We start from the raw sequence: 17,292 nt of genomic DNA, 5'->3' as shown, positions 1-17,292 counted from the left end.
CAAAGAGAACCTTCATGCTTAGGTGTTTTTCATCACATATCGGCCCAGAACTTGCCGTCCTTTATTTTTATGAAATCGGCTTCCGTTAGTCTCAGTGCGTCGCGGGTGCCACCGGGGCTGGAGTTACTCCAGGTGTTCCGTGCTGCTACTAACGGTCCAATGCACCGAAGCACGACGGCGGACTGCTCTTGTCCCGACCCAATACGCAATTCGTTTCTTAGCGACTGACAACAACATGTATCTCATTGAGACACGCTTAGGCGTTGATTAACGGAAAACTCAATGCAACTCAAACATGACAATTTTACTCCTGTTAATTTCTCATTGTTGGTGCAATGATGAAATGCAACGTAAACATGTATTTTTCGTGCTTGTACGGTTGATAGTCAGGAGACGCGCATGAAGCCAAATCTTTCTGAATTTATTGGAAATACCCCCTTGGTTGAGCTGGAACTACCTTTTTCTAGCGACAAGTTTCGTATCTTTGCGAAGCTGGAAATGTTCAACCCAGGTGGAAGCATCAAAGATCGTCCCGCCCTGCATATGGTAAGCCAAGCTATCCAGTCCGGGAAAATCAATCAAAGCGTGCATCTTATCGAGAGCTCGTCTGGCAATCTGGCGATCGCGATGGCGATGATCGCGCAACAGATGAAGCTCAAGTTCACGGCGGTTATTGACCCCAATATCACCAGTACCAATCGAGCCCTGATAGAATCGTATGGAGCGTTCACAGAACTTGTCACGGAGACAGACGAGGAGGGTGGTTATCTTCATACCAGAATTCGGCGCGTTCAGACGTTGCTGCGAGAGGTGCCAAATTCGGTCTGGCTCAACCAGTATGCCAATCCCGATAACCCTGCTGCCCACTACCATGGCGCTGGAGCGGAAATCGTCGGCGAAATGCCTGTCGAACCGACGCATGCCTTCATATGCGTCAGCACCTGCGGTACTATCATGGGCCTTACCCGTCGGCTGCGCGAGGCCTGGCCGAAAATCCGGATCATCGCCGTGGACATTGCAGGTTCCGTCATTTTCGGTCCTTCGCGCGATCGCAGGCGCATTCCAGGGATCGGGGCCAGTCGTGTTCCTGAGCAACTGGAGCTCAGTGAGATAGATGAAGTCGTTCTCGTCAACGATTTCGAATCTGTCGAGGCATGCCGTCTCCTTGTTCGGGAAGAGGGCCTGCTCGCCGGAGGATCTTCGGGTTCGGTTATTGCGGCAATTCAGAAACTGGCTCCGCAGTTACCGAGTAACGCAGTTGTCGTGACCGTCCTGCCGGATCGGGGTGAGCGCTATCTTGACAGTGTCTACAATCCGGATTGGTTGCCCGCACGAGAACGGGTTCATCGCCCCCTTGAATCATCCCACGTCGTCCTGAGACGGGATCCGGTTCTCTTACAAAACGCCTCCTGACCAGCGGCATCTGCGTCCTAAATCTACCAGGAGACCAAAATGAACATGATTGAAACCATCCGGTCACGGGAGGGCGTCGGCGCTCGTCTTCGCTTCCTGTCACGACGGGATATTGCTGCGGTTGGCGGCGACCGCTCGGATCTTTACATGGAAGCCGTCGAAGAAGGCTTCCGCCTCCACGCCAAAGGTGACTACGCTCAACCTTTGAAACCTTATCTCCGCAACCCGAACTCCGGGCACATCGCCGATCGCATCATCGCCATGCCAGCCTGGATTGGCGGCGGAGATCCCATTTCCGGGCTGAAATGGATCGGCTCGAAACACGATAATCCATCTCGCCGCTCCATTGATCGGGCAAGTGCTGTGATTGTGCTAAACGACAATGAAACGCATTTCCCGATTGCCGTCCTGGAAGCGGCCCGCATCAGCGCGCTGCGTACCGCTGCGGTCACCGGGGTCGCTGCCAGGCATCTGGCGCGGCCGAATTTCACCGACGTGACGGTCATCGGTTGCGGACCAATCGGGCGTACGCAAATCCAGATGTTCTGCGAGCAGTTCGCGAATGTCAGGCGAATCCATATCTTTGATCGTCAGCCTGAGGCAATGGCCGGATTGACCGAGTGGTTGGCCGAAGCTTTTCCTTTGGTGCAGGCCGTTCCGCATCCCGACGCACGCTCTGCGGTTGAGGCGGCCACCGTCGTCGTCACCGCCACGGTCACCGATCAGCCTTATCTCAGGTTCGAATGGCTTAGACCGGGTACATTTCTTTCCAATATCTCCATCATGGATGTTGAAAAGGAGGTCTTCTTACGCGCGGACAAGGTGGTCGTGGACGACTGGGACCAGTGCAATCGTGAAAAGAAGATCATCAACCAGCTTGTCGAGGAAGGCTCTTTCTCTCGCAAAAAGCTGCATGCGGAAATTGGGGAAATCGTCAGCGGCCACAAACCGGGCAGGGAAAATGATCACGAGATCATCCTGCTCAATCCGATGGGGATGGCGATCGACGATATCGTCTGCGCCCGTGCCATTCTGCGTCGGGCGGAGGCTGCCGATGCAGGGATACTGGTGGATCTATTTTGATGAACTACATATCCCAGATTCCCAAACACAAAGAGGATAGCAATGCGATCCTCGACGATCTCCTCGATCTGCTCTGGACGGAAGATGTCGCCGGCTTGCGTAGCCAAGCTCTTTCATCGCGGCAAGATCGTCATGCCACAGTCGTCATCGGCGGGAAGGAAATCACAATCCGCCTGCAACCCGATCGCTGGCGCGGCGGGTGGCGGCCGTTGGGCATTGAGCATGCGCAGACGTGCAAAACCCTCGATCCCTGCGAGTTGCTCTGGCTGGTCCTGAACGCTCTTCCGGAAGTTGGTGTGCCGGTCCTTGACAGGACGATGAGGCAACTCAGCCAAAGTGAGAAGAATGCAGATCTCGTTCAGGCCACAGGCTCGTCCCTTTCAAATGCGGGCAGGCAGGCCGGTGCGCTGGAGAACGATCTTCTATGGGAGCGAATGGCAGCGTGGCGGGATCGCCCCTTCCATCCCCTGGCGCATTGCCGTGGTCGCTGGGGCGCCCGAGAGATCGAGGACTATGGCGCCGAATTTGGCAGGTATTTTCCGTTGCGCTGGTGCGCCGTGGAGAAAAGCCATGTTTTTGCGTCGCCGCGTGTCGAGAGGGGTGGACCTGCCGCCGCCATTCTGGACGCCACCCAGTTGGCCCTGCTTGATCTGGAGCTGGCCCGTCTGGGAATAGACACGACACACCAAGCCTTACCACTCCATCCTTGGCAAGCCGACCATAGCGTTCCGCGAGAATTTTCTGAGGAACTCGCCGATGGACGGATCACCATGCTGGATTTTCAAGGCCCCCTGGTTGCCGCGACGTCGTCGCTGCGGAGCGTCACGATTCCAGGCAAGCCCGGATGCCACCTGAAGCTCCCTCTTGATGTAGAAACCCTGGGTGTTCGCAGGTTGCTAAGCGCCCAGTCCCTTTGCAATGGCCTGAAGGGTGCGGACCTCCTCACCCTGGCGCTGGCAACCCGGCCCGGTCTTGGCCGGGTAGCGCGGCTTGCCGACGAAACGCAGTTCTGGACTTTCTCCGAATTGTCGGGAGATGTCCTGGAACCCAGGACCGCTTATCTTGGCTGTGCGGTCCGCATCTTCCCGATCAGCGACGGTGCGAGTCTCATCCCCCTTGCCGCGTTTGCAGTTGCGCCAGCCAGCGGAATTCCTCCCGCTATCGAAGCCGTTCTGCAAGCCCGTCGCGACAATACGCTCGAGGGTTTCGTCGTCGAACTCTTCGACCTCCTGACCGGGTTTGCAATTGAAGCGCTCGCCAGCGGCTTCATTCCCGAAATGCACGGGCAAAACGTGCTCGTGGAGATTTCGAACGGACGGCCCTCGGGAGTGATCCTGCGCGATCACGATACAGTGCGGTGCCATGCCGCAGGTCTTACAGAGTGCGGACTTCCGGTTCCCGATTACATCATTAAAGATCCACGCCGTGCAACCATGTTACTATCGCAGCCCGAAGACCTCATTGCATACGGTCAAACCCTGCTGTTCGACGTGGCCTTGCGTGCGATTTGTACGGAGCTGGACCGGACCGGTGCACTCGAACTCTCAAAATCACGCCGCCTGCTGCGCACGAGCGTAGAGCATCATCTCAAGCACATCGAAATGCCGTCCGAGATGCGGGATCGGCTGAGATTTAGCTTGCTCGAGCAGCCTGACTGGCCATTCAAGCAGATACTGACCCCATTGCTCGCGATGACAGAGCTCGGACTTGGCATGCCGAGCCGCCTGGGTCTCGCCGGCAATCCGCTTCGCGATTTCGAGTGAACCGATGATCGCAACCAGATTCAAGCGGGCATCCTGGCGGCTTGTGCTCGCCGTACAGTTTGCGACCGTCGCTGCGCCTCTGGCCGTGCTGCCGTTCCTGTCCCTGCACCTCCAGCGACTATCGGGGGCAGGGACCAAAGATATTGCACTCTGGGCCGCAGCGATCGCGGCCGCCCCCGCGGTCGGTGCAATTTTGTCTACGCCCGTCTGGGCTCACTTCGCCTCCTCCTATCCCCTCGGCAGACTGATGGGTCTGTCATGCCTGCTGAATGCGCTCAGCGCTTTCCTCCAGGCGCAGGCAGGCACTGTGGTGCTTTTTGCGCTAGGCCGCGGCATCCAGGGACTGACCGGGATCGGTGTCCTTCTGCTTCTTGCGGTTGAGCATAACCGTACGACCGGCCGAAAAGGCTATTCGGGTTTGCAGCAGGCATTGGCTGCAGGCTGCATAGCCGGACCCCTTCTGGGAGGATGGGCATTTGAGCATGATGCGCTTCAGGGTCTTTTGATGGGGTTTGGCATATTGCTTGTCGCCCTGAGCATTTTATGCGGACGCGCGTTCCATGATGCAGGACTTGTCGAGGATGACACGCGCTCCCCTGCTCTTAACGGGCGGCTGCCACCAACTGCCAGCCGTACGCTTGTCCTTTCCGGTCTTCTTGCAACCGCCGGCGCTTTCGGCTTCATGCCGTTTTTCGCCGACTGGGCGCTGGAGCGGGAAAGCGCGGTTCTGACGGCAAGCCTGGTCGGTTTGCTTCATGCCGGAAGCTGGGCAGCGGCATTTGTCGTGCTTCCGCTGTGGGGACGCTGGATCGATGCGGGCCGGGAAAGAGCGGTCATGCGCCTGTCCACCGCGGGCTCCCTGGTTGCGCTTCTCTCATTGCTTGCAGGATCGACCATTGTTTCGATCTCCCTGTCGCGGATCGTTCACGGAGCCTTCAACGCGGGCCTGGCTCCGTCGCTTTTTTCTTCTCTTGGACGCTCCAGGCATCGCGTCCTCAATCTCGCGGCGGGGCGCACCGCCATTACTCTTGGCCAGGTCATCGGTCCGGCGATCTGCGGGCTCGCCGTATTTGCTGCCGGGAACGACGGCGCATTGCTCGCTGCGGCTCTACTTACTCTTCTCGCATCAATTCTTCTCTACCTACAGCCGGAGGCTAGACGCCATGACGTTGAATGACATGACGATCAGACTTGCAATGCACCGTGAGCGCAACAGGCTTCTCAACACGTGGTTACGGGAGTTTCGGCCCGACCTTCTCCAGACGATTCGCGTCGGGCACGAGGTCGAAATCGCCGCTGGCGATGTGGTGATCACCGCGAAATGCGAGCATTTCTCGCCGGCTGGTTTTCATCGCTTCGGCGAGCGGGTTACCGTCAACGACCAGAGCGGATTGCGAGTGATTGAAGACGCCTCCGAGCTCGCTGCCATTCTTTTGAAGACGCAGCGAGGCGCATCGAGCGAAGACATCGAAGATATCCTTTACCGGATAGGCCGCTCTTCGTTAGCAAGCCGCGAGCATGCGATCTTTCTGTCGACCGCAAAGGCCGGCATCTCTGCGGTCGCACTGGAGCAATCGCTGTGGTTTGGGCATCCGTTTCATCCGCTTGCGAAAAGCGTAGGTGGTTTCACGAAAGCCGACACGGAAAAATATGCGCCTGAGCGCGCAACCCGCTTCCAGCTTCGCTGGCTGCTGGTGAAGCGTCGTCATGTTGCGGAATTCGAGAGTGACCGCCAGCGCCTCGCTCCCATGGATTTACGCCTGCGGGCTGCCTCGGGCCTGTCGGCAAGCGACATGCGCGACGATATCCTCTTTCCATGTCATCCCTGGCAGGCAGCGCGCCTGGAAGGAAACCCGGACTTTGCAGACCGGATACGATCGGGAGAAATCAGGATCACGCAAGCCACGGGCGATGCGGCCGTTCCGACCTCTTCGGTGCGTACTGTTTGGTTTTCGGATCAAAATCTCTTCGTCAAACTGCCAATCGAAGCACGGATTACGAACTTTCCTCGTGTAAATACCGATGAGCAAATCGCTCGCAGCGTGGCAGGCGCACGGGCAATTGCAGCGGTCGGGCCAGCCGTCGCGCGGGCCGGATTAACTGTGCTGGACGAGCCGGTCGGGCGTATTGTGCAGAGCTGCAAGGCAGGTCGTGGTTTCCGGTATCATCCCGAGACGGGATATTTGCTGAGGGACGCTGATTTTGGCAAAGGCCCGTCCCCTCTAGTTGTTGCCGGCCTCCTGGAGGCCAACCCGGCTAACGGCAAGCCAAATCTAGCAGAAGTCAGCGGACATTACCTGCAGGACCGCGAAAGCACTCATCGCTGGCTGACGGCGTATATGCGGATATCGCTCATCCCCTTGCTGCGCCTTTTCAGCGATACCGGCATCGCGCTGGAGGCGCATAGCCAAAACAGTCTTGTGCGCTTCGTGGATGGTTGGCCAGACCATCTCTTCATCCGCGATCTGGAGGGTATCGCGGTCGATCGGAGTGCGTTCGAACGCCGCTTCAGCGGCGAAGACGCTGCGCTTTTGGATCATGCCCTCTTCTATGATCGCAAGACGGTCTGGAGACGGTTCCTCTACTACGTGGTCGTCAACCATTTCTCCCACGTCGTCGCAACGGCAGCCGAGGTTTCCGGCATTGACGAAAGCGATCTATGGGGCAAGGCGAGGCGGGTTCTGGAAGAGGTTTCCGACTTGGCGGCCATCGGCGAACTTCTGGCGAGCAGCCAGCTCCCTGCGAAAGCCAACCTGTTGAGTTGCCTCGGTGGATACGCCGATACGCCGAGTTACGTCCCTGTACCCAATCCCTTGCTGACAGGGAAGACCACAGCACCTTCCGATATCCGTCACACTATATTTGAGGAGGCGACCCCATGACGATCCAGTTCCAGGCGAAAACAGCACAAGTCTCCGCCCATGCCTTGCCGGATGCCCTGCATGCTGCGGGGAGCCGGGTTGTGTCGCAGACGCTGAGCGCCTTTCTCACCGAAGGCCTCTTGCCGGATGCCGCGATTTTAGTCGCTCCCGCAACCGGCGGGACAGGGGAAGTATCGATACAGGCCTCCGACGGGGTGATCGTCTATCGCGCTCTTGTCAGGAGAACCGTCGCCTATGACCGATGGCTGGTGGAGGACGGCAGTGTCTGGCGGCTGAAATCGCAAGACGGCACCCGCTGCGACGATCCTCTGCTGCTTCTGGATGACCTGTTGCCTCTCGTCGTCGGCGACGCTTCGACCCACGAACGCTTCCGCGACGAAATCCGCAGGACATTTCTCAACCACACCGAAGCGTTGATTGCCAGTCGGCGTCGGGGAGGAGCGCTTGCCTCGCAAAGTTATGACGCAGCGGAGGCCAATCTTACCGATGGCCATCGCTATCATCCCAGCTTCAAATCCCGAACAGGTTTTTCACCCAAGGAAAACAGAAGCTACGGTCCGGAGTTTGCCAACGCTATCAAGCCGGTCTGGCTGGGAGTGCACAGGGACTTTTGCGCCAGCTCGTCCATTGCTGTGCCTGGAAACCAGGACCGACTTTTGCTCGCTTCCGCAGATGCACCCATGCTTGATGAGGATTTTCACATCCTGCCGGTTCATCCATGGCAATGGGAACGGGTGATCGAAGCTGCAACGATTGTCGAACGTGCCACTGGCCAGATCGTCTTTCTTGGAGAAGCACGGCACGACTATCTGGCTCAGCAGTCGATCCGGACCCTTGCCGATCAGACTTTGCCGGGGGCTTCCTCCCTCAAGCTTGCGCTTTCCATTCGCAATACCTCGACGGCGCGGACGCTGGCCGCTCACACCGTCCTTAATGCTCCGATCATCAGCGCCTGGCTGGAAGATGTTTTGCGCGGTGATCCATATCTTGATGCTTCGGGCACGATTCTTCTGCTGGAGCGTATGGGGACGACGGTGACCGCGCCGCTTGTGCTGGACAGGGGCGGAGATCTTCGCGGCGGTATGGCGGCGATCTGGCGGGATCCGGTACATAAATATCTTCGCGTGGAAACCGAAGCGGCATCGCCCTTTTCGATGCTGACCCATCTCGACGTTGACGGTCGCCCCTCCATCAAGCCTTGGATTGACGCCTTTGGCATGGAGAACTGGACACGTGAATTGTTGCGTGTTTCGGCAGTCCCCGTTGTGCATCTGCTGACGGCCCATGGCATCGCCTTGGAGAGCCACCAGCAGAACATGCTCCTGGTTCATCGAAACGGCTGGCCCGTGAGAGTTGCTCTCAAGGACTTCCATGATGGTGTTCGCTTCATACCGGAACGGCTGCGTGCCCGAGCGCCGGCCCTGGTTGCGACGCCAGCCGAACATGCCATGGTCAATCCAAATTCATATGTCGAGGCAAAAGATTCCAGAGACGTGCGTGACTTCATGTTCGATGCGCTCTTCGGGGTCAATCTCGCCGAGCTGGCATTCTTTCTCGAAAGACACTTCGAATTTAACGAACGCGCGTTCTGGCGCATGGCTGCCGGTGTCATCCATGAACACCTTCAAAATAACGAATCGGCAGGCAAAGGTGCAGTTTCGTTTGGCCTGTTTGACGATGAAGTCCTTGTAGAAGATCTGGCGCGGCGCCGGCTCGATACCGGACAAGTCCCCCCTCGAGGCGTTCCGAACCCACTGATCCATGCTGGTGAAAGCGGTGAGGACGCGCGATGCTGACCGGGCGAACAAGGTTGCGCAATCTCCTAGATAACGGCAAAGCGGCGGGCGGGTTGTTCCTGTCGGTCCCCGCACCGACCATCGTTGAGGTGGCTGCTGTCGCAGGATTTGATTTCGTCCTCATCGATCTCGAACATACGCTGATCGACGGGCGAGAGCTTGAATTCCTGCTGGCAGCAGCGGACCGATCGGGCATCAGCGCGTTGGTACGCGTTCCGGACGCGCGCTCGGATCGCATCTTGCAGGTTCTTGATGCCGGGGCGGCTGGGATCGTGGTGCCACGATGCTCCAGCGTTGAAGATGCCAGGTCGGCGGTGGCACGAGCACGCTACGCGCCGCTCGGCTTGCGTGGTCTGAATGCGGGCCGTCTGGGCCGGTTTGGAGATTGCGACCTCGTGGAGTTTATCAACAAGCTGGATCGCGAGACCTTGATCATCGCGATGATCGAGGACCGGTCGGGTCTGGACGCCGTGGACGATATCGCGCGGATTGAAGGCATCGACGCAATCCTTCTCGGGGCTGCTGACTATTCTCAATCCATCGGCCTTCCGTGGCAGACAACCGCTCCGGAAGTCATTGACGCCGAGGCAAAGGTGGCTGGCGCGGTGAAAGCCGCAGGCAAGCATTTCTTCGTCATTCCTCGCCGTGACGAGGACGTGGAGCGTCAACTCACCCAAGGCGCGCTGGGTATTGTCGCGGCCAATGATCGCGGAATTTTGCGCCAGGCATTGACGCGGTCCGATCGGAGTTGGCGCAGCAAGTGCCTCTCACAGGTTCAAATTTCCAAGGAGAACGTATCGTGACGTATTTCAACCCTTCGCGTCAGCTTGTCGAGTCGCTGGTCAGGCAGGACCTTCCCGCCTGCGCCTATATCCACGATCTGGACGGGCTGGCGAGGCACGCCCGCGACATCGTGTCGAACCTGCCAGCGCAGAGCGAGTTCTTTTACGCCATCAAGGCGAATAGCGATCCGGCGGTACTTTCGACGCTGGCGCCGATCGTCGCCGGCTTCGAAGTCGCTTCGGCAGGAGAAATCCGCAAAGTGCGGCAAACCGCCGGCCCAAAGGTCCGTATCATCATGGGCGGGCCGGGGCGAACGGAAACTGATTTCATCGCCGCAATCGATCATGGAGTCGAGCGGGTCCATATCGAGAGTCTTCATCTCCTCCATCTGGCGGACATGGTGGCGGCCCGGGCCGGCATAAGGCTTCCGGTTCTGTTGAGAATCAACATGGCCGGCCCCGTTCCGGGCGCCACGATTACGATGGGAGGGCAGCCGACGCAATTCGGCATCGATGAGGCGCAGGTCGATGAGGCGCTTCAGCTCGTCAAGTCATGCCGGCACCTGCGCTTCGATGGCTTCCATCTCCACACCATCTCCAACAATCTGGATGCCGATGCGCATGCCATCTTCTGCAAGGAGGCGTTATTGAGGGCGCGCGATTGGGCCATGCGAAATGGGCTTGAGGCGCGCGTCATCAATCTCGGTGGCGGCTGGGGAGTGGACTATGCCAATCTTGACCGAAGATTCGACTTCCGCCACCTCACTGAACAGCTTGCCGGCAGCATCCCTGCCGATAACACCGTGCTGCAGTTCGAATGCGGGCGCATCGTCGTCGCCTATTGCACGGTCTACGTTGCCGAGGTCATAGATGTGAAGACAACTCATGGTGAAACTTTTGCGTTGCTGCGGGGTGGTTCACATCATTTCAGGCTCCCCTCGGCCTGGCAGCATCGCCACCCGCATAAAATTCTCAACGGTCGCGCCTGGCGACGGTCATGGCCGCGTCCCACGACCGGGAAAGCAGTTGTGACGTTTACCGGTGAACTGTGCACGCCGAAGGACGTCTTGCTGCGAAATGAAGAGGTTCACGACCTTGGCGTCGGCGATATCGTCTGCTTTCTGGCCGCAGGTGCCTATGGTTGGGACATTTCCCACCATGACTTCCTGAGCAATGCTCATCCGGAAAGGATATTCCTGAACGAGTCTGTCTCCAACGGTGACGAAAGGCTGATTGCATGACCTATTCAGAGTTGCTCCTGGTGCCGCCATCGACCCTTTCTCCCCATGAGGAAATCATTCCCGATCGCGTCGCTGAAGTGACCGATCTTCTGATCCGGGATCAAAGCTGGACCAGCCCGATCTGCATTGAGCGCACAAGCCGATGCATCATGGACGGGCACCATCGTCACGCCGCAGCGTTACGTCTCGGACTAACGCTCGTGCCGGTCGTCACGTTCGACTATGAGAACGTGCGGCTGGGGAGCTGGCGGCCCGACATGTCATTCGAACCCGACGAGATCGTCGAGCGCGCCCGGCGCGGCATTCTGTTTCCGCATAAATCGACGCGCCATGTGTTTCCACCGGTTCGGGTCGTGCCGGTTCCGTTGCATCAGCTTGTCATGCCCGGCGTAGAACGAGCAATATAAAGGGAGCCCCAATGATGGCCGTCATCAAGCCGACGGGTATTTCGACCGGCGCAAACAGGGTCCGTCCGAGACAATCGGCGATGATCATCAATATGGCTCCGATGAGAGCGCTGGCGGCCATCAGGTCGCGATATCGCCCCGGACCGAGGAGGCGAGCCGCATGTGGCGCCATTAACCCAACGAACGATACGGGGCCGAAGACCGCGGCAACCGTGCTGGCGCACAATGCCCCGGCCAGGAGATGGGCCCATTCCGCCGCCCGAAAATTCAGCCCGAGACTTGATGCTTTCGGCCGGCCCAGTGCCATTATGTCCGTAAGCGACAACAGCAGATAGGAAACAGGCACGATACAAATCAGGGCGCCGGCAAGAACCGTCAGGTCAGTTTTGCCAATGCCATAAGTTGATCCGGCGAGCCAGGTCGCGGCCTGACTTGCCTGAAAACCAGCCATGATGACCAAGGCGGTTGAAGCGGAGGCCGCAAATGCCGCCAGCCCAAGACCGATGAGCGCCATCGCCGACGGGGCGAGATTTCGCCGAAGCCCGAGGCTGGCAACAAAAACCGTGGCGGCAAGACCGCCAGCGACTGCTCCTGCCTGAACGCCGGGAAAGCCAAGTTCGGGAAAAAAAAGCAGTACGGCGACAGCGGCAAGGCCGGATGTTTGTGTGATGCCGATCAGTTCCGGACTTGCGAGCGGATTGCGAACGACCCCCTGAAGAAGGAGGCCCGAAAGCCCGAGAAGCGCGCCACCCAATGCCGCGCCGGCAACGCGCAATGTGCGGAGTTCCAGGATGCTTTGCAGGTCTGTGGAGGGCACCCCGGCGAGGAAGGTCAGGGCGCTCCACGGCGAGATGAAGCGATTACCGCTGACAAGCCCCGCAATGCCCGCAAGGAGGAGCAGGATGACAAGAAAGGCGGGATGAGATAATCCGCGCAGGGCAGGAGCTGCCTGGTATCTGCTGGAAAATTCCGATGTGGTGCGATTTTCCTGTGCATGGCGCCAGGCCAGCAAGATGAGAACCGGCGCCCCGACGAGCGCGATCGGCACACCGACCGGCAATTCGATTGTGCTGGCCGACAGGTTCAGCACAAGAAGATCGGCCCCGACTGTCAACGCTATCCCGACGATCACGGCTGCAGGCAGCAAAAGGAGGTGTTTGGATATTCCCGCCAGACGTAGCAAGTTGGGCGCCACCAGCCCGACAAATACGACCGGTCCGGCGAGCGTGACGGCGAGCGCGGACAACCAGACGCCGAGAGCAAGCGCTATTCCGCGTATCAGAAGCAGGTTCTGCCCGAGCATTCTCGCGGTATCATCGCCGAGGCTAAGAATATCGAATTGTCTCGCAAGCATTAGCGCCACCAGAAATACCGGACAGAAACCGGCCAGAGCGCTGATTGCTGCCTGCCAATCCGTTTGAATGAGGCTTCCTCCGCCCCAAAGATGAAGGCTCGCGCCAGCCGTTTCATTCAAAAGTGAGATCGCCGCTGCTATCGCTCCTGCCATCAGCGATACCGCCATCCCCGACAAGGCAATCCTGACCGGCCCGGAACTGGCCCCGGAAACTGTCCAGGTGAGCCCGCCTGCCAGAACCCCACCCACGGTGGCTGCCACGGCGTGTGGGACGAAGAGGGCGAGGGCGGGCACAACAGTAACGAGTGCAACGAACAGCTGTGCACCCGCCGTCACACCAAGAATCCCCGGCGATGCCAGCGGATTGCGTGTGGCTGCTTGAAAGAGCGTTCCGGCTACCGCGAGACACGCGCCGGTCAAAATGGCCGCCAGTGTCCGAGGAAGCCGAAGATAGTGCAGCATCATACTCGCTGGATCATCGGCCGATGCAGATAAAATGCTACGGAGGATAGTCGATATCGACGCTTCGATGCCGGCCGAAGCGTGTAGATGTACAAGCGCCAGCGCTATTGACACGCAGGTTGCGATCACAACTGCGGGCGTTACCAATAGCCACTTATTCTTTGAGGAAGCGATCATCCCTGCTTGAGCGTTTCTGCCACTTTCGCGGAAAAGGCCTCGGCCGCCGGAATGCCGCCGAAAGGCCAAACCACGTCGGTCAGGCCAAAAAATCTGCCAGCACGCACAAATGGCATGCTTTGCCAGAGCGGGTTTCTTTCAAGCCTCGTAAGGCTGTTATCCGCACCGATCGCGACGCCCAGAAACGTTACATCACCAAGAGCCAGCAACCGCTCTGGACCGACTGTCGTGAAGCCAAAACCTTCCGATGGCCCGTTCCAAGCGTTCTGAAGTCCCAGTCGCTCCAGCAGGCGGACGGGAAGCGAGTTCGAGGTGAAAAGACGAATATTGTTAACCCCGGACGGAAACTGGGCAAATACGATCTGCCGCGACAGGTCAGGGACTGATGCGAGTCGTCCGGCCCCCTTGGCGAGGAAATCGTCAAGACCGCGAACCGCATTGTTTGCGGCATCGCGGCGTCCAACTTTTTCGGCAAGCAACCGTAGTTCGTCAATCATAAGGGAGAGCTGGTCGCCGTTCTCCTTGCCGGTCCGGGTATAGTCGTAAAGGACCGTTTGGGCGATCTTTGAAAGTTGCGGCTGGATGCGCTCGTGTCGAAACTTGACACCCAGGATAAGATCGGGTTTCGCCGCGATGATTGCCTCAAGAGAGGGTTCCTGCCGGCGTCCCATATCCGCCGTTCCGATTGCTGCCAATTCCTGCGCGTCGGATGAAGTCTGCCCAAGATACTCCGCAAGATCGGCGACACCGACGAGAGGCAATCCGAGCGAACGAGCATGATCAGCATAACGCCATTCAAGGGCGACGACACGCGGCAGCGCCATTTCTGCGATCAGTCGCCCGGGGCGGAAGGCCGAGGCACAGGCGGCGCAGGAAAGAGCGGAAATAAATTTGCGTCGATTGAGGGCGATCATGTCGTTTCTCTTGGATGATTGGGAGCCCAGCCACGCGACGGAACGAGGAGCGGCGCTCCGTCGACAGGGTGAGCAAGCCGCAACATGTCGATGCCGAAAACACCACGTATGAACTCGGGCGTCAGGATGCGCTCGGGCGACCCTGTTGCGACACAGCGCCCCTTCGAAAGAACAATGACGTCGTCGCTATAGGCCGCTGCCTCGTTCAGATCGTGCAGAACCCAGCAGACGGTTAACTGCCGTTCAATCTGAAGCTTGCGAACAAGCTCCAGTATCTGAATCTGATAACGAAGATCCAGGTACGTTGTCGGCTCATCGAGCATCAGGATCTGCGTCTCTTGCGCAAGTGCCATGGCAATCAGCGAACGCTGACGCTCGCCTCCCGAAAGCGCTCCTATGGGGCGGCTGGAAAGATCAGTGAGATCGGTGACGACGAGAGCCTCCTCAATGACCTCTCTGTCTCGCTTGGTCTCGGGCCGCCATATGGCACGGTGAGGGTGCCTTCCGCAGGCGACAAGATCGCGGACAGATAGCGCTGCGGGCGGTTGCATATCCTGTGGAAGAAACGCCAGCCACCGCGCGAAGTCGCGGCGACTGAAGGACGTAACATCACGACCTGAAAGGGTAATTTGCCCGGTTGTGGGTCGCTCCAGGCGCACCAGAAGTCTCATCAGGGAACTCTTGCCGGAGCCGTTCGGACCGACCAGAGCCGTGATTTTCCCTCCCGGTATCTCGCAGATGACCTCATTGAGAATGGTGCGACCGCCGGCGACGAACGAAAGCCCGGAACCGACCAAAGACGCGCCCGAGGAACATTCGGCTGTGCTGACCTGATAAGATGCGGCTACCATTCAACCTCATATGCGATTTTGAACGTTGTACCCGGCGATTTGATATGGCTCGTGTTGTTCGAATTTCTCAACAGCTGCGCATAGACGTTGTAGTAATCTTCATTGAAGATGTTGTCGATACCGAGACTGAGCTTGCCGCGCTCCAGCTTAAAATCACTTGCAAGGTTGAAAATCGCAAAGTCTTCCACCTTCGCGCCGCCAAATGCCACGCGGTCGTTGAAAGCGTCGTCGCGAGATCCGCTGTAGACGCCGTCGAGGCGCAACGACCACCAATCTGTCGGCATGTACTCGACATAACCTGTAACCTTGATCGGCGGAATGCGGAAACCGTCCAAAGCGATCTCGCGTCCGGTTGCGGTCGTTCGTTCACCATGCGTGTAGGTAAACGTTCCCCCGGCCGACCAATGGTCGTTGAAGCGGTAACTGGCCGCCAGTTCGATGCCCCTGATTTCTTCGGGATCCCGATCCTGGATGAGAATGAAGTTTTCCGTGCGCAGGGCGCCCAGCTCAGACTTGCTCAGGAAGGCTGCGGCACTCCCGGTGAAATCTCCGACCGACGCCCGAATGCCGACTTCGTAGTTGTCGTAGCTGAGGGGACGGATGTTGCTGCCCGTGAGATTGAAACCGCGCGGGGCCTGGCGAAGCTGCAGGCCGATGTCCGAGAGATCGTAGGACTGGGAAAAATCGGCAAACAAACTTATGCCGTCGATGAACTCGTAATTCACGCCGATGTTATAAAGCGCGCTGGAAAAATCGAGGCTGCCGCCTGCAATCGGATCGCCGATGATCGTTGTAAAATTGTCTACGGAGAAATGGGCCCATTGTTGTCGCACACCGCCACGCACCGTGACGCGATCTGTCGGTTTGACCTCAAGCTGGGCAAATAGCGAATACTGGTCGAGATCGAAAGGCGGTGTCCAGAGCGTCGTTCGCGTGCGATTGAAGACAGTTCCCCTGCTAAGGTCAAAAGCCGTACCATCAAAAAGATCGGCTGGGCCGACGGAGCTTTCCAATTGCGCATCCATTCCCCACATCAGATTGACGGGAAGTTCGTCACTGAGAGGAATGGGCGTGTTGAAAACAACGCTTCCGCCGTAAATGTCACTTTCGAAATAGGATTGGATGATCGCCGCGCGATTGCGAATGGCGCGCGCATCGGAAGGATAAAATCGCGATTCCGCTCTGCGGGCGAAGGCCTGGGCATCCAGTGTTCCGCCGAGAATATCCTCGTGTCTGTAGTCTATCGTTCCTTGAATATTGAACAGTCCGCCCTGTTCGTCGAGTGACAGTCCTTTCACGGCGCGAGCAGGAACAGTACCGGGCGGCAAGCCTGCAACGGTTGTGTCGGCCGCATAATCGCTGTCCTGCCTGATTTTCTTGACAATCAGCGAAGCGCCAAGGCTCTGATCATCGAAATGATGGCGTACCCGCCCGAAAAAGCTGCCGGAGACAGTATCGAAAAGATCGCCCTGGCTGGGCTCAGGCGCTATGCGGTCACCCTTGGCGTCGAATAGCCCGCGGTTGAAGTCACCTGATGCCGAAAAAGCAAAGTTGGTGTCCCCCGAGCTTCCTTGCACAGATTGCGAAAAGCGCGCATTCGCCCCCTGACCGCCGAAATTGGTGAGGCTGTTGCCGGTCTCCAGGCGTGATTTAAACCGTGTCTCGCCGCCGCCCTGGAGCGTCGTAATGTAAATGATGCCGCCTGTCGCGCCATTGCCGTAGAGAGCGGAGCCCCCATGGACGACCTCGATCTTCTCGATGGCGGAAACGTCAACATTGAACAGATCGCGGGAGGTGTCACGGTTGAGTTTCTGGGGAACACCATCAATAACGACGAGGGCGCTGCGCCCGCGTAGACCTTGACCGTATGTGGTGAAGGCACCGGTATACAGCGCCAGACCAGGGACTGCTTTTCCCAGAAGATCCGGCAAACTGTGCGACGTCGTGAGGAGTTTTTCGATATCCTCTTTTTCCAGAATCGTGACGTTGCGGGTCAGGCTCTCGGGAGCATTTCCAACACGATCGGCCTTGATCGTAATCGGCGCAAGGACGGTGTCGCCGCCGTTATCTTGTGCGAATGCCGAGAAAGTTGCGCTGCACAAGGCAAGTGTGGATACCGAAATTGAAAACAAAAAAGTCTTGGATAGCAATGATAAGTCCCCCATAA

At 58.2% G+C, this 17,292-nt stretch carries 13 protein-coding genes; 9 read left to right on the top strand and 4 right to left on the bottom strand.

Annotation, left to right across the window (positions count from 1 at the left end; all coding sequences use genetic code 11):
• Positions 1 to 399 precede the first annotated feature (399 nt).
• The 9 genes from sbnA to I3J13_RS20235 are packed head-to-tail and all read left to right on the top strand — an operon-like array spanning position 400 to position 11,367.
• Positions 400 to 1,413: a 2,3-diaminopropionate biosynthesis protein SbnA gene (sbnA, locus tag I3J13_RS20275; RefSeq protein ID WP_196379993.1), complete on the top strand. Its 1,014-nt coding sequence runs from the start codon at positions 400 to 402 to the stop codon at positions 1,411 to 1,413.
• A gap of 39 nt (positions 1,414 to 1,452) precedes the next feature.
• A complete protein-coding gene (gene sbnB, locus I3J13_RS20270) occupies positions 1,453 to 2,496 on the top strand; it encodes a 2,3-diaminopropionate biosynthesis protein SbnB (RefSeq protein WP_196379992.1) in 1,044 nt (347 codons plus the stop codon).
• Complete coding sequence (locus tag I3J13_RS20265; RefSeq protein WP_196379991.1) at positions 2,496 to 4,259, top strand: IucA/IucC family protein; 1,764 nt, start codon at positions 2,496 to 2,498, stop codon at positions 4,257 to 4,259. Before sbnB ends, I3J13_RS20265 begins: the two co-directional genes overlap by 1 nt.
• 4 nt (positions 4,260 to 4,263) lie before the next feature.
• A complete protein-coding gene (locus I3J13_RS20260; protein ID WP_196379990.1) occupies positions 4,264 to 5,436 on the top strand; it encodes an MFS transporter in 1,173 nt (390 codons plus the stop codon).
• Positions 5,423 to 7,141: an IucA/IucC family protein gene (locus I3J13_RS20255; protein ID WP_196379989.1), complete on the top strand. Its 1,719-nt coding sequence runs from the start codon at positions 5,423 to 5,425 to the stop codon at positions 7,139 to 7,141. Before I3J13_RS20260 ends, I3J13_RS20255 begins: the two co-directional genes overlap by 14 nt.
• Positions 7,138 to 8,937 (top strand): IucA/IucC family protein, encoded by a 1,800-nt coding sequence (locus I3J13_RS20250; RefSeq protein ID WP_196379988.1) that lies wholly within the window; start codon positions 7,138 to 7,140, stop codon positions 8,935 to 8,937. Before I3J13_RS20255 ends, I3J13_RS20250 begins: the two co-directional genes overlap by 4 nt.
• Complete coding sequence (locus tag I3J13_RS20245; RefSeq protein ID WP_196379987.1) at positions 8,931 to 9,740, top strand: HpcH/HpaI aldolase family protein; 810 nt, start codon at positions 8,931 to 8,933, stop codon at positions 9,738 to 9,740. The genes I3J13_RS20250 and I3J13_RS20245 overlap by 7 nt, the downstream gene beginning before the upstream one ends.
• A complete protein-coding gene (locus I3J13_RS20240; protein ID WP_196379986.1) occupies positions 9,737 to 10,960 on the top strand; it encodes an alanine racemase in 1,224 nt (407 codons plus the stop codon). Before I3J13_RS20245 ends, I3J13_RS20240 begins: the two co-directional genes overlap by 4 nt.
• Positions 10,957 to 11,367, top strand: a complete 411-nt coding sequence (locus I3J13_RS20235; RefSeq protein ID WP_149744324.1) for a ParB N-terminal domain-containing protein — start codon at positions 10,957 to 10,959, stop codon at positions 11,365 to 11,367. Before I3J13_RS20240 ends, I3J13_RS20235 begins: the two co-directional genes overlap by 4 nt.
• Here the strand turns inward: I3J13_RS20235 and I3J13_RS20230 are convergent.
• Genes I3J13_RS20230 through I3J13_RS20215 form a run of 4 tightly spaced genes read right to left on the bottom strand, consistent with a single transcriptional unit; the run spans position 11,339 to position 17,275 of the window.
• Positions 11,339 to 13,360, bottom strand: a complete 2,022-nt coding sequence (locus tag I3J13_RS20230) for an iron ABC transporter permease (RefSeq protein ID WP_196379985.1) — start codon at positions 13,358 to 13,360, stop codon at positions 11,339 to 11,341. The two genes, I3J13_RS20235 and I3J13_RS20230, sit on opposite strands and share 29 nt — an antisense overlap.
• The gene (locus tag I3J13_RS20225; protein ID WP_196379984.1) at positions 13,357 to 14,274 is read right to left on the bottom strand and encodes an ABC transporter substrate-binding protein; all 918 of its coding nucleotides are present in this window, start codon (positions 14,272 to 14,274) and stop codon (positions 13,357 to 13,359) included. The genes I3J13_RS20230 and I3J13_RS20225 overlap by 4 nt, the downstream gene beginning before the upstream one ends.
• Positions 14,271 to 15,125 carry an ABC transporter ATP-binding protein gene (locus I3J13_RS20220; protein WP_196379983.1) on the bottom strand — a complete coding sequence of 285 codons (855 nt, stop codon included), beginning with the start codon at positions 15,123 to 15,125 and terminating at the stop codon, positions 14,271 to 14,273. The genes I3J13_RS20225 and I3J13_RS20220 overlap by 4 nt, the downstream gene beginning before the upstream one ends.
• Positions 15,119 to 17,275: a TonB-dependent receptor gene (locus I3J13_RS20215; protein ID WP_196379982.1), complete on the bottom strand. Its 2,157-nt coding sequence runs from the start codon at positions 17,273 to 17,275 to the stop codon at positions 15,119 to 15,121. The genes I3J13_RS20220 and I3J13_RS20215 overlap by 7 nt, the downstream gene beginning before the upstream one ends.
• Positions 17,276 to 17,292: the final 17 nt, after the last annotated feature.

The organism is Agrobacterium leguminum (assembly GCF_015704895.1).
GTDB lineage: Bacteria > Pseudomonadota > Alphaproteobacteria > Rhizobiales > Rhizobiaceae > Agrobacterium > Agrobacterium leguminum.
The sequence above is the reverse complement of the archived record's forward strand: the minus strand, read 5'-3'. Positions and strand labels throughout refer to the sequence as shown.